Consider the following 14,218-nt stretch of genomic DNA (forward strand, 5'->3'; position numbering starts at 1 on the left):
AAAAGTATTAGGTTTCAAATGTGAATCATGATGGGCCAATACTTAGACAAGAGCAATATCAAATATGGATGGTATGTGTTGCTATATAGTAATACAGCTCCTGTTTAGCTTGTATAAATTTGGAAAATTCTCCCCTTATCAATGTTTGATAAACAGGTCATTATTTATTCGTGAGGGATTAGCCTCTTAATATTGGATATATGGGAATCACTATGAATAAAAATGTTAGCAAGGTTGTTGATGAAGTGGCAGGTACTGTGGGCGATCTTATTGATAAAGTCAGCTCCCCAACGTCTCGCTCTGGCCATACTGTATCAAGAGTTGTTGCAATGTACGACGCTGGAGTTAGTGAACGAACAATTGCATCGCAATTGACTGATAGTTCAAGTAAAAACTTTAATTACTCTGTGGAGCACGTAAGAGCATTTGTAGCCTTGTACTCAGACTGTAAAACTAAACCCCCCATTACGTCTTCGGTAGCAAACTCTTTGATTAAAGATCAAATTCAAGTTGGTAGTAAACTTTGTGGTGAGCCTTTCTGAATGGATAAAATGATTGATTTAGTTGTTGAATCACTTTTGGCAAACAGAGCGTGCTCTCTTGATGAAGACGGGTTAACAGAGTTTATGACTAGTCCGAATCACCTTTTGGCGAGAACCGTTGACGGAGGGCGGATGCTTCCTGAAAAATGCTATCCGCTTTATACTATTTATCACTCTTATCTTACCGATGAGCAACGACGGAAAATATACAAATCTGGTTATGAAATAGGGCACCCGGATCTTATTCCATGTAAGAAAGAAGAGGTTTTTTGTAACTACCTTTATACCACTTATGGTGGGGAGGATGTTGAAGACCTATTAAGACGTATTAAATCTGAACTGTCAGATTTATTAGGGGTGGATTTTAAAATCTATTTAGAACGTGATAGAAATATAGCTTATAAGGTGTTGTGCCTATTTTATCGATTGTGTCGGTTAAATAGACCTCAACTTTTTAATTTTTTAAAGTCTGGAGCAAAAAATGGCAACTTTTCAACGTTCGAATATCGCTCAGCCTTTCCTATTTTTACCGAACAAGGTAAAGAAAATGTAGCTTTATTGGCAGAGCTTCATGAAAGTTTGACATTTAGGATGCCTAAAAGTAGAAGGTGGCAACTTCGCTCTCTCATCACGGATTTCAGGCTTGTAGGAGATCAAATGGCAAAGTTGGTGAAATCTGAGGTGGAAGTATTTTATTCACATGAATTTATAAACGCGGAATATCACCCTGAAAATATACCAATAGCACTTGAATTGATAGACCGCTCACTTGAGGGAAAAGGTTCTTTAGCTGAAGATAGTTTGGATGAGGCGTTGTTAGTTGTCTTAACCTGCCAAGAGCTAGGTGCGCGAAACAATTCGAATCGCTTAGTCTATAACCAAGTGTTAGCGACTCCTATGAACTTGGTTTCTTGGATCGGTAAGACGTTTTCGACATTTGAAGATGAAGATGTGTTGCCAGTTCTTCTAGGTGATCCCTCTTTCAAAAAAAAGCCTGAGCTGGATATCAAAGCTGACTTTATTGTCAAAATGCTTGGATATGAGATGTTGGGAGATTCTTTGTTGCCATCATTTAATCGTCAGATAATCAAGGCCCTGATAGTGCATGATGAACGTTATGGAGTGAAGATTTCATCAAAGGTGGTTGGGGATAAAGGTTACCCTACAGCAGTAACTTCAATTTTGAAAAGAGCAGTGGCAATTTATCTAAAAAGTGGGAGTTTTCCAGATTGGAATGAATTTCCTGAAGCGTTAGTTCAGTATTGGATTTATCGTTACAAATATTCTTTGCAGTTACTTTTAGACGGAGGTGGAGCTGAATCTAAAGAGAGTTTTTGTGCCTTGGTGAAGTATGAACACCAGGTGGATGATTTTCTGGTTAATCTCTTACAATCTAGAGGAACAGTAGGCGCTGAGCAGTTTGAGGTAGTTTACTTTAAGTTTGCTTATTACTTGGGCTATAACCTGAATAAACCTGAAATAGGACTATCTAGCTAGTCCTGATTCATCCGATTATCGAATTTAATGGGGTTATAGTGCGTAATACCATATCGCCATCAAAAATACCGACATCTTGCATCGATTCTCCTTGGGCAATCCCGAGAAAAGTTGAACTTGGGTGTTCAACTAATAGTTCATCTAAGCTCATCGCGAGCTGACAGTATTCCTCAGCAGGACTTTCAAAGCCCGTAATTCCGGCTTGGGCAGGTATAGGTATTACACGCATATAAAATTACTGTGTTTACATAAGGGCTATCCATTTAGCGCAACCAACCACTATATATTGTGGTTATCGATTTTTAATTGATTGGTACGTTATCGGCTTAGAATGCACTGCTTGTTCAAGCAACCTGTAGAATAATAATCCCCGAGAATCTGACTTTCTTCTATTGAAGCGAAATGTAAACTCATCTAAATAATAATCAAGTTGCTTAGCCTTTACCGCGCCTTGATAGGTACCTAAAAGCCATCTTTTACATAATGATGAGACTCGATGTACCCCAGGCATTGTTTCATGTGCAGGTACAGATGAACCTAAATGCACTATTCGGTTATGCTTATATCCTTTCTTGTCTATTTGTTTGTATGCTTGAGAGCCATCACTACAAATTGTACTACCAGGTTCAATTACATCTTGAATGAATTGATGGATATGTTCTTTGGTTGCACTTTCCACTTGCCTTAAACGTATCCGGCCAAATCCAGAGGGTGATAGCAGCTCAACAGCGACCAAAACTACAGCCTTACGCTTACCCTGTAGATTTTTAATAGATGATTGGGGAACGACGCCACCTATTAGTGTTTCGTCAACCTCTACGATGCCGGACAGTTTATCCCTTTCAGGATCAACCATGGCATGTCTTAACTTGTGCATTAATGACCAAGCGGTTTGATAACTCCCAAGACCTAATAACCTTTTAACTCCAAGAGCGCTGACACCATTTTTTTGATTTGTAATAAACCAGACGGCAGCAAACCAACTTTTCATGGGGGTTCTTGTTTTGTCAAAAAGTGTACTTGATGTTACTGAACACTGAGAACCGCAAGCATGACATTTTAACTTGCCATTACTTAACTGATAAGGTGGTTGATGGCTTAAACAGCTTGGGCAAATGAATCCGTTTGGCCAACGAAATTTGTAAAGGTAGCTAATGCAGGATTGTTCATCATGAAACCAATCAACAAATTCGCCCCAACTTGTAGGGTAATCTACACCAGCTTTTAATAAATACGATGAAGTTTTCATCACTACATATTGACACTGGTGGCGCTAAATGGATAGCCCTTGTTTACATACAGTAATTTTAACAGTAAACCAAGAAGAAGCAAGTTTAGAGCAAACAAAAAAGCATAACGTGTAGTCTTTAATCTGTGTGGCTGGTTACTTCTTGTCGACAAAACTCGGAATATGAGACGAGTTGCGTATAAACAATGTATGGAATATAGAAGCTTAACTGATCTGCTTTGATTGAATATGTTAAGTCATCAAGTTTTTTACACTCAACAGAAGTTAAATCAGTTAGCACTATAACTAAATCTGATTTGCATCTATATTGAGCACCTCCAACCACCACGATAACCGTATCATCAGGCATAAACACCATATTGACAGGGGTTCGAATGCCATTAAATAGGTTTACGAACGAAAAAAAAGTTCTATCCGGATAGCGCTCACACCTAACAAGATCTTTTTGCATATTATACTCTAGAATTATTAAGTGTTGTTAAGTGTTGCTATTAACGATTTCTTCTCTTCATCGCTTAATAAAGCAATAAGTACAGCCAATTCGGCGCTTTGGTCATCCTCACAGAAAAAGTAATTTAATGGCACTCTCAATTCATTAGCCATTTTTTTGAGCGTTTGAATGTCGGGTACATGCCTACCCTTTTCATAGTGGTTCATTCTGCCACTGGCTGAACTTTCATCCATACCAATTCTTACACCCAATTCTTTCTGCGAAATACCCACTTTCTTTCGGGCCAGTTTAAGCCGCTCCGGTATAGGACTGTTATGCAATTTATATTCATCATCAAAATCTCTCATGCTTAGATTGTCTAAGTTTTACTTATTTCTGTATACTTAGCAATCCTAAGTTTTTTATTTTGAGACCGAAACATGACCAAAGAAACCATTTATCTGAACCAGAAATTCAAAGTATTACTACAAAAAACTGACGGAAATACTACTAGTCGTAAACAACTTATTGAATTGGCTAAAAATGAATTTGAGTTCACGAACATTCAGGCACAGCGCTTTGTTGCGAGAAATATTCATACCTTAACAAAAGAAAACTTAATCCAAGCAACTGGAACCCATAGGGCGAGAACTTATCTCATAACGGCCTCTTTGATGGCGATACTGCATAATTTCAATCATGTGGAAGTTAAAGATTCAGCTTCTTTTGAAAAAAAACAACTGAATGAGTTACATAATGAAGAAATTAAAACGAATGCAGAATTAAAGCTAGTATTGAGTGAAATTCAAGCTTACCAAGATTATTTAGTCAAGTTCCCTCAAAATAATAGAGCCATATTATCTTTGCTTAATAAAACCAGAGACAGTGCTTCTGAGTTTTATGGCCGCCTTAACGCTATCAAAAAAATTATCAAGGTGTCAGAAATTGAGGGTAACATGACATGTTAAGAGATTGGCAAAATCGCTGTATCAAACACGCGACAGAAACATATACTCATCAGGCGGGGTATCTTATGCTTGCCTGTCCAGGTGCAGGCAAGACAATAGCTGCCGCGCATATAGCGAAATCACTCATCGACGATAATAAAATTGATTATATTGTCTGCTTCTCACCATCTCGTATCGTTTGTCAGAGCATTGAACAAACGTTTGAACATGTATTGAATCGAAAATTTAATGGCCGTTTAGGTGCGTTAGGAATGTCAAAAACTTACCACTCCTTAATCAACACAACCGAATTAATTAGCGATTTAAGTAATAGCAGAGTATTGGTAATTTTCGATGAGATACATCATTGTGCTGGAGATGGTGATTCACCATCAAATGTGTGGGGAATGCAATTACTCGCAACGATCCAAAACTTAGCGACTTATACATTATCGTTAACAGGCACCCCCTGGCGAACTGATACACTTCCGATACCTTTTGCAAAATATACAGACCCAGAAGGTAATATTTTATGTGACTTCTCATATGATATTGTGGAAGCGATTAAGGACAATGTCTGTCGGATGCCGCAAATCACAGCAATTGACCTTGAACATGTTGTAGTGAAGAAGAATCATCAAATTTACACATACAATAGTTTACAACACCTTCTAGAAGATGAAGGTGTTAGCTATCAAGCAATCATTAAACATCCAGAGGTAATTAAACATTTATTGTCTAAAAGTATTGAGCAGCTAGATAACCTTAGGGGCAGTTCTCCCAATGCTGGAGGCTTGATTGTAGCTTCTTCATACCTACATGCTTTTCAAATCCAATCGATTTTATCGGGCCATTTCAACAAAGAATCAACTCTAGTGTCTTGCAGGTTCGATGACTCTCCAGAATTGATTGATTACTTTAAAAATAATCAATCCGAATGGATTATCAGCATCGCGATGATAAGTGAAGGAACCGATATACCTAGACTACAAGTTTGCTGCAATCTTACTGATGTCACTACCGAACTCTACTTTCGACAGATTTTAGGAAGGATACTTCGTGTAACACAAAGCCAAAGTAACTTTGCTTATATGTTCATGCTAGCTGAGCCAAAATTGGTTGAATATGCGAAACGATTAGATGAAGCAGTACCAGGAACGTATACCTATCAAAAGTCAGCACATTTAATTGATAGTATCGATAATTCAACCAAAAGTGATTTGCAGAAAAAACCTTCATCGTCTAAAAATAATAACACTAACACAGAGCTTGATTTTAATTCTTCGGATACGAGCAATCATCAACTTGACAACAAAAACCGAGTTGATGAGTTGATATTATCTTCGTTTAAATCTCAGATTCTTTCGAGTTATCTGATTGGCTTGTAAGTGTTGTTACTTTTGGCAGCTCTACCAACAAGGTATCAACTTTAAACTAGAAGCCCTAAAAATGAGGCCCCTAACGCTTCTAATATAGAACTGGAAACTAAAAAACTTGCCACTTTGCTAACGCACAATGGGTCATATACGTGTCAGTTATCAAACTCAGAAATGGACATAAAAAAGCTAGAAATGAAACTCTAATACTTGCTGTTCACATTACAATAAGTATTACTAAGTTCGGCTTAAATTAAGTAATAATCCGGATTACAGCAAATAAAAAGCTTGGAGTGAAAATTTAAAAAAGCACGAATATACACACCTAAAAAGTGCATGTAACTCTATAAGAACCAGAAAAAAGACTACTAGGTAATAAATTATACTCGCTAATTATCGTCTATATCATCAAAAATACTTCTTGCACTCCGCTTTTCTTCTGAGGGTACTACGGTCCCAAAGGAGCGTGGGCTAACGGTGGGTGCTGGAGGATCAGATTCAGTAACCCACTCATTAGCGAGCTCTAGTTCGTATTCAATTAACGCGACAGTATCTTCACTTTCGCTGAATCGATACCTAAGTATGTTAAGCGATTCGAGCAAAGGTTCCATGTGCTCATCAGCTTCCCTAGAAGAATCATAACTGTTCTGGAGGTTGATCCGTATATTTGGAATAATCGGTAGTAGATCGCATCGAACAATCTCCACAAAATCGTCAAATTCACAATCAGTAAAAACGCTTCTAATAGCGGAGTCGTCTAAGGCGTATAAATCTTCACCCTGAATGGCATATTTCTTTACTGTCTCAATAAATTGCCTACGATTATTTTCAGGAAAAAGTCCAAATTTATGCAAACATACGACAAGGTTTACTTCAGGAGAAAAGCTTAGACTTACGCTCGGTTCAGATATACGTTGTAAGATTTGCAAATCTTGCATGAGATACATAACCAAGAATTCTTTCGAGCAACGGGTTGCAAGGAATCGGTCAAGACTCCTTCTTGCGCTCCACAACGACAGATATTGCACCTTATATTTATCACTAACCGAGAAATCACTCAGTCGGTCTATCATCATCGAGAATAAAGACTTAGGAACAATGACTGCCTTTTCAATGCCAACGCTTCCGCATGTTACCTGTGATAATAAGTTTTCAGTTGAACTTCCACTTAAGAAAATGCCTAGTAAGTCAGAACTTTGGGCTAAAATCGTCGCGTATGCATCTCCAATCGTCGGGTGTTTAAAATGCCACACAGGCTGGTCATCAGTCAGTATGTGCGTTACAAGACTACCGTTGAGAGCGGTTAGTGCTGTGATACAACCCGCTAACGTGCTGCCGAGCCGTTCCAATGCCTGAGGCTCAGAATTCTGAAGTGTAATAGGGCTTTCTAGATGGCCTTTTCTCATGTAGATCAAACCGAGCGCAGCTTTGTCATTAACATCTAGGCCTTGGATTACGTCAAGAAGAAGCTGTTCGCGCTTTTCTATAAATTCATTCAAATAATATTCATTCAAATAGAGTTTTTTAGTAAATAAAGGTTCTGCGATGCGACGCGCAGTTTCGGGAATGAAGCGCGAATGTGCGGCAATGTATTCAAGATATGGTTTTATCGAAGAAAAAAAGGTAGCTGATTGTCTTCCCAGCTTCAAATGGTTGTAAAGAATTTGCTGTCTTTCTAGGTCAGAAAGGTCGTGAACATCGATCACTACCTGACTTTCGTTGATAAGCGGAAATGTGCTTTCCTTGAGATCATTGCGAGCACGATTGTAAATATAATCTCTTGAAGTCATTACTATCTTTACTCCTTGGCGCAACATTGCCTTGATCTGCACCAGAGAATGATTCCAGCCGTGCACCAAAGGTGACTCATACTGAGTCACGCCAAATGCGTCATCAATCCAGAAAAATTGCGTGGGATCGTTCGCGTTCCAATGCTCTACGACCTTTCCCGGATCGGCTAGTTTTAGTACAGAAGCCCCCCACTTGTCAGCGGCCGCCATTGCCAACATCGATGCAATGGTCGTTTTCCCCGCAGCAGGTTCGCCGATGAGTAATACAAACCCATGATCATCAAGAGCATCAACAGCCTTTCGGTAGGAGTCCGTAACGACAACTTTAGCTAAGTCTTCCTTTATCGACTCCAGAACCGCACGCGCCTGAGCGTAGACTCGTTCGTCCAGAATCTGGCTGAGGTCTCCTAGACCATATATACGAGGTACGAGTACCCGAAGTCGTGTGCTTTCTTTGATTTGATCCTCTATCCATGTAGACCCTAATATCAGAACGTGCTTCGCTCCTGCACCAAGTAGCTCTGATTTGATTAACGATTCTTGCTTAGCAGACACTCCAGCATTCGTCATTAAAATATAGACATCGCAAAAACCGCCGGCTACAAGCTTACGCAATTTGGAGATTTCATCAGTTATGCCGGACTTTGTGAGAGAAAAAGAGGGTCTTTTCGTAAACTTGCACTGAATCACAAATTCTCCGCTAAGATGTTCACCTGTAGAAGGGGTCCAGCTACCAGAAAAAGCTCCATCCCGGCCTGCGTCGTTTGTATCTAAAAAGGATTGCACCGTTTGTCCCAGCACTTCACGGGTTATGGTAAGGCAAAGCTGCTGGAAACTATTCCATCCAAGTAGGTGTAAGTCGTACATGCTAGATCCAAATCAGTGCTAATAAATAGTAAGGTTAGATATCCCTTACAGCTCTGTAGAGGCTTAATCGCTTATTGAACAGCTGCTCTTCAATGTTTTTGAATAATCTTTATTTACCTCTACAATAACAACACTAACTCATTGTTGTAAATAATAAAGTCTCCAGGGTTTCCTCACTTCACTCCCACTTCATTATTCGACTGACATGCCTTTGGGCACAAATGTATCAATTACTTTCCTAAATTAGAAGTTCGTGGATAACTAAAGATATGGAAAGCCGTTAAATCCTTCTATTTGGTAATATCAAGGAGAAAGAAGCCGATCATTAAGTTCGCTTTTTTCAACACACTCTAACAACTACATAGATCAATCTAATTGTTTAAGAATAAAACTATGGGTAACATGTAGTTAGTATCAATGATAGCATTTATTTACAACCAGTTGCACAGGTGTTCCTCTCATGAGTTACCATTTAAATAATTTTCTAAAAAGTCAGATTCTAGATAATGATGTCTCTTATCTATATCTATTGTCCCTTATTAAAATGCAAAAAGAAAAAAAGCTGACAAAAGAGATTTTTTCGGAGCTTGGTAACATAGATAAAATAAAGAGAAGAGTGAAAAGGAATGTAGAAAAGTACAGACAAATTGTAGACCAAAACATGGCTTTAGCACGTAACGGCTCCAATTTAGTCCTGTCACCTTTGAAATCAATACAAGTCAAAAACTTTAGAGGGTTTTCTTCACTTAACGACAATGACGAAGGAACGTTAATCCCATTTAGCAAGGGTGTTAATGTTTTTTTTGCACCAAACGGTGGAGGCAAAACATCATTATGTGAGGCTATAGAATATAGCCTTACTAATAATGTAAAAGAAGCCAGTCGAAGAAATACACCGTTAAAAAGCTACATAAAGAATGGTGGGTCACCAAGTATTATCTGCAAATTGGTTAATGGAACAGTCTCCCAATCCCCCTTTTGGAATAGCTGCTTTATTGATAGAAACAGACTACAAGAATTCTCACTATTGGGTTCGAAGGATACGAACGTCAGACAGGCGGATGTTCTGGCCACATTGTTTGAGCTTGAAGAGATTGACGGCATTATAAATGGAATGGTTAAGCCAGCTTCATTCAAAGCCGTTGAGTTTGTTAGAACTTCTGGCCAAGATAGTTATGAAGCGGTAACCCAACAACTCGCTGATAAAAGGCGCTTGAGAAAAACAAAGATAGATGAAATCCAGCAAAAACAGCAGCTCTTAGCGGAACTATTTGGGCTAGAAAAATATGAACATGCTCATATAGTAATAAGGAAGAATTACTTCGATAGGTTGAAAAAACACCTAATGTTAAGTACCCAGAAATTTGACGTTGCTAGTGAAGAGGTTCGGCTAGACTCCTTGGCTAAATATATCGATTCAATTACTTGGTTAATTGATTTGTTAGCAAGTAAAAGAAAAGTCTTAGCAACTTATGCTAGTAAAGTTAACTACAAAGATTTGTATCAGGCTATTAAAAACTTCGGTGATATGTCTGAAATCGAAAACTGCCCAACTTGTGAAACCCCTATTAAAGATGTTCGAAAACATCCGCAAAAAGTAGTTGAAGACGAGTTACCGAAGCTGGAGTTCTTAGAGCAAGTATCCATAACCAGCGAAAAGATAGAGCATCAATTAAAAGAACGAATAGCTGTTTCCTTTGCTTATATACAAGCGTGCCTAAAGCTACACCGACATACTCTAACGGAAGGCTTGGTTTCAACTATTAACAATATTTTATCGTCAGACACATCTATTCCAGTGGAGTATTTAAAACAGCTATCAGCACTATACGGATTCTCAACTGAAATTGAAAAACTGAATGATGATATTAGAGCCAGAAACAAGAGAGTAGCAAATCAAACTAAACGCCTCGAATCTCTTAACGCTAAAATTGATCATATCGAGAAAAAACTCAAATCTGCTACCGTTTTTGAGACAAATATAGAGGCAAAATCTGAGATATTACTGGAAACACACAAAGAAATAGTTCGTCTTCTTAAACAAAGTAAAACTCATTCTAGCCAAATACTGCTTGACGAGGAGTTTAACGACTTTGCAAAGCCGCTTGAAGATAGTTACAAGAAATTATTTTCAAAACTTAATGAATACAAGCGAGGAGTAGAATCTGAAAATATAAATGGAATAGAACTATCAACACTGAGCTATTACAACCAAATCAATAAGCATGACAACCCGAATGAACTAGTGTCGGAAGTCAAATTTCAGCAAAAAGGCGGTACATATAGAATTATTCTTAAGATGCGAGATGGTCGTGAAGATGACGCGTTTTGTGTATTAAGTGAAGGGCACCTCAGAGGGCTAGGACTTGCCTTGCTCTTATCTGTAGCAAAGAAAAACTGTCATCCAGTGATTGTTTTCGATGATGTCGTCAATGCAATTGATACTGAACATAGGTCAAACATTATTGATATGTTTAGTGATGATGTTTATCTAAAAAAAGTTCAAAGAATAATTACAACGCATGACAGAATGTTCTGGGAAAAAATTTCTAACAGACATAAAAGAGCAACTGATGCGGACACATTTTCAAGTCAAATATTGAAATCGACATCAAAGGGGATAGTAATACAAAACTTCGGTGTGAATTACTCTCAAAAGGTTAAAGAAGCGCTTGAGGTATACGACATACGTCAAGCACTGGTCTACTCGCGAATTTGGTTTGAGACTATGATAAATGAGTATTGCGTCAGAAATGAAATTAAAATAACGACAATATTTTCTAGCAGACAACTAAAAAAAGACAATTGGTTGGAAATTAGCTTAGAGGCAACTTACAGCGAGTTTGCAAAATCATTGAACGGTAATGTCGACACTTTTAACTACCTGAAAAACGATCTAATAAACTGGGGTGGTCAGAATCAAGAACACCATGCATTTGATGAGTATAACTATAACTTTTCTCATGCAACGACTAGCTTAGAAGTTCAGACTATCTATGAGAAGTTATGGGTATTGGAGGCGCAGTTAAATCAAGAGAAAACTATCGAGAAGTTGAACAATGAAAAAGCAGAACATGAAAGAATCAGGGAACAAACTTCCCGTCAATTAGCAAGTCAAGGGTTTGTAGATAATGCTGATCAGGAGCTTGTTCAAAATTGCAGAGACCGCCTTGAGCAAGCCAATCGCGAGTTAAGGTTGCTGAACAAAATCTTAGAACAAGTTTAGCTGTACCAGAATACTTGGTTGAATAGACCCTGTGATGTATCACGGGGGGCTAGCTAATAGTATTAGGAGAATAGATAACTTTTTGTAGGGTAAAAGCCAATGAGCAAGATGCTCATGAGTAAAATCTCTAATGCGCAATGGTGCAGTTATTGGTTAGAGTTAAAAATCTAGAAATGAGTATTAGCATTAGAAAAGTATAGCTATTGGGTATACGGTAACATCCGCAATAAGGTGTGCCACGTTTAACCAACCAAGCACATTGAACTACATATCAAAACCGCCGAGTGTAACGCACCACCTTGATTGCTTTGTTAAATTACCAACCCGTTGCGCTTGGCATTGACATACTAATTTGAGGCATCACAAAATAGTCTCCAAGAGAGATATTTTGACTAAACAAGTCGAACCCAACTATGTTTGCTTCATTATCACTGGCTATAAAGTATGTCTTTGCACCTAGCTGAGTAGATATGACGAGTTGCAAGTAACCAACAATTGTTTCCATTGAGTAATCACTGACAATCGAAGATAAACAAACAAATTAGGCTCTCAACCAGTTAAGGTCTCTCAGCTATCGAGTCCCTAAACTCGGAAATCATATCTGTAATCTAGTCTCTCCTATCACCAAGTATAAGGAACTGACCAATTGATACATCTGCTTCGTTCAATTGAAGTTCAAGAGGTCGTGAAATTTCATTACGAGCGTGAAAGGTTCTGTATTGATTACTCTGATGACAATAACCGACTAAGCCCAGTAACATACTGGACGGAACCAGAATCGTGCAAGACGTTCCTCCTAATAACCACAGTAAAAGTTCTATGGAGTCCCCCATGTGCCAGGATAGTGATACAAATCAGAGTAATTCAACTTCTTTTGTCCTTTTTTGTATTTAGCTGGAGGCGATTCTAAAATAAATTTATGGTGAATAGTATGCTGTGTTTATTTGTGTACTATATTGTATACTATTTTTTTTTTCATTAGTTACTGTAATTAAAGGTTAAAGTATTACTCACTCACTATGTTGTCATTTTAGTATGCTTTTAGGGGTTATACTTGTGGACATGTATACCCAACCTCAAAAACAGTTTCGAGCACAAAAGCTCGATAGAATTGAACTGGATATACTTACGGCAGCCGCATCTGGTTATCCATTTAGTCGGGTCTTTTTTGCTGACGGTGATGCGATGACGTTACCGTTTAATCGTTTAAAAGCCATTTGCGAACTCATTAATACTCATCTACCTCGAGTGACCCGGATTAGCAGCTATTGTTTACCGCGAAACCTTAATAATAAAACGGTCGAGCAATTATCCGAATTACGGGAAATGGGCTTATCCATTTTGTATATTGGCTGTGAAAGTGGTGATGACGAAGTGCTAAAACGAATTAATAAAGGCGAAACGTTTGCCTCATCCATAGCTGCGCTGCAGAAAATTAACCAAGCAGGCATCAAATCATCAGTAATGATTTTAATGGGCTTAGGTGGGGTGCAATTATCTCGTCAACACGCGATTGCATCGGCTGAATTAATGAATGCTGCTCAACCCGACTATTTATCGACACTGGTGGTGACATTACCGCTGGGAACAGAGCGAATGGATGAGGTATTTGATGGTCAGTTTGTATTGCCAGATCAAAGCGGTTTACTGTTAGAGATGCACACCTTATTAAGTCACCTTAAGCTGGATAAAACGATTTTTCGTTCTGATCACGCCTCGAACTACCTAGTGCTTAAAGGTATTTTAGGTAAAGATAAGTCTGCATTAGTCACCCAAATCGAGCAGGCATTACACGGAATGATCCCGTTGCGACAAGAATGGCAACGGGGCTTGTAGCGGCGTTTACAATAATATTAGCCAGTTTAATCGAATAGGTGAATTAACTGGCCAGTGTTTTTCCGCTTAGTGACAGCCTTGGCTATTGCTCGTCTTCAAAAATATTTTCAATGGGTAACTTAAACAATCGCGCTGCTTTAAAGGCTAATGGCAAACTAGGAGCAAACTTACCTGTTTCGGTCGCATTTGTCATAGCCGGTTGCACACCTGTAAGTGAACCATTAAGTTCACTTACAGGTAAAAGTTTGACGAGCAATCACACTTCTTACGGCACTATTTTTGTATAGTGCCAAGGGCTTTAATGAGTCTCAGGACCCTGTAACAGTTTGTTTGTTGCAGTCGCTAATCATCTTCGAATATCTTGTTGATATGCATTGAAGGGCCTGTGAGTATCATCGCAGGATATTCAGTAACACCTTATAGTGTATCGATTCACTAAATAAAGCAGGACAGTGCTC

10 protein-coding genes and 2 pseudogenes are annotated in these 14,218 nt (G+C 38.5%); 6 read left to right on the forward strand and 6 right to left on the reverse strand.

Going from position 1 to position 14,218, the window contains the following annotated elements:
* Positions 1-212: 212 nt before the first annotated feature.
* Together EGC80_RS07670 and EGC80_RS07675 are read left to right on the forward strand one after the other, a co-directional pair.
* Positions 213-542: a hypothetical protein gene (locus tag EGC80_RS07670; RefSeq protein ID WP_124012526.1), complete on the forward strand. Its 330-nt coding sequence runs from the start codon at positions 213-215 to the stop codon at positions 540-542.
* Positions 543-2,039 (forward strand): hypothetical protein, encoded by a 1,497-nt coding sequence (locus tag EGC80_RS07675; protein WP_124012525.1) that lies wholly within the window; start codon positions 543-545, stop codon positions 2,037-2,039. It abuts the gene before it with no gap.
* Positions 2,040-2,082: 43 nt separating this feature from the next.
* On the opposite strand, the pseudogene EGC80_RS07680 reads toward EGC80_RS07675, so the two are convergent.
* From EGC80_RS07680 to EGC80_RS07695, 4 genes and pseudogenes are all read right to left on the reverse strand, one after another.
* Positions 2,083-2,268: pseudogene (locus EGC80_RS07680) on the reverse strand (S24 family peptidase); the annotation flags it as partial.
* Positions 2,269-2,331: 63 nt separating this feature from the next.
* Positions 2,332-3,288, reverse strand: a complete 957-nt coding sequence (locus tag EGC80_RS07685; protein WP_124012524.1) for an IS1595 family transposase — start codon at positions 3,286-3,288, stop codon at positions 2,332-2,334.
* A gap of 118 nt (positions 3,289-3,406) precedes the next feature.
* Positions 3,407-3,739: a hypothetical protein gene (locus EGC80_RS07690; protein WP_124012523.1), complete on the reverse strand. Its 333-nt coding sequence runs from the start codon at positions 3,737-3,739 to the stop codon at positions 3,407-3,409.
* Between the two features lie 17 nt (positions 3,740-3,756).
* Complete coding sequence (locus EGC80_RS07695) at positions 3,757-4,059, reverse strand: helix-turn-helix domain-containing protein (RefSeq protein ID WP_233768649.1); 303 nt, start codon at positions 4,057-4,059, stop codon at positions 3,757-3,759.
* 99 nt (positions 4,060-4,158) lie between these two features.
* On the opposite strand from EGC80_RS07695, the gene EGC80_RS07700 reads away from it, so the two are divergent.
* Both EGC80_RS07700 and EGC80_RS07705 read left to right on the forward strand, forming a co-directional pair.
* Complete coding sequence (locus tag EGC80_RS07700; protein ID WP_124693467.1) at positions 4,159-4,686, forward strand: hypothetical protein; 528 nt, start codon at positions 4,159-4,161, stop codon at positions 4,684-4,686.
* A complete protein-coding gene (locus EGC80_RS07705; protein ID WP_124012520.1) occupies positions 4,680-6,053 on the forward strand; it encodes a DEAD/DEAH box helicase in 1,374 nt (457 codons plus the stop codon). The genes EGC80_RS07700 and EGC80_RS07705 overlap by 7 nt, the downstream gene beginning before the upstream one ends.
* Positions 6,054-6,430: 377 nt before the next feature.
* On the opposite strand, the gene EGC80_RS07710 is transcribed toward EGC80_RS07705, so the two are convergent.
* The gene (locus tag EGC80_RS07710; RefSeq protein ID WP_124012519.1) at positions 6,431-8,698 is read right to left on the reverse strand and encodes an nSTAND3 domain-containing NTPase; all 2,268 of its coding nucleotides are present in this window, start codon (positions 8,696-8,698) and stop codon (positions 6,431-6,433) included.
* 460 nt (positions 8,699-9,158) lie between these two features.
* Between EGC80_RS07710 and EGC80_RS07715 the strand changes: the two genes are divergently transcribed.
* Together EGC80_RS07715 and EGC80_RS07720 are read left to right on the forward strand one after the other, a co-directional pair.
* Complete coding sequence (locus tag EGC80_RS07715; protein ID WP_124012518.1) at positions 9,159-11,924, forward strand: AAA family ATPase; 2,766 nt, start codon at positions 9,159-9,161, stop codon at positions 11,922-11,924.
* Between the two features lie 1,062 nt (positions 11,925-12,986).
* A complete protein-coding gene (locus EGC80_RS07720) occupies positions 12,987-13,760 on the forward strand; it encodes a radical SAM protein (RefSeq protein ID WP_124012688.1) in 774 nt (257 codons plus the stop codon).
* Between the two features lie 82 nt (positions 13,761-13,842).
* Here the strand turns inward: EGC80_RS07720 and EGC80_RS07725 are convergent.
* Positions 13,843-13,947: pseudogene (locus tag EGC80_RS07725) on the reverse strand (helix-turn-helix transcriptional regulator); the annotation flags it as partial.
* Positions 13,948-14,218: the final 271 nt, after the last annotated feature.

It is taken from the genome of Shewanella psychromarinicola (genome assembly GCF_003855155.1).
GTDB lineage: Bacteria > Pseudomonadota > Gammaproteobacteria > Enterobacterales > Shewanellaceae > Shewanella > Shewanella psychromarinicola.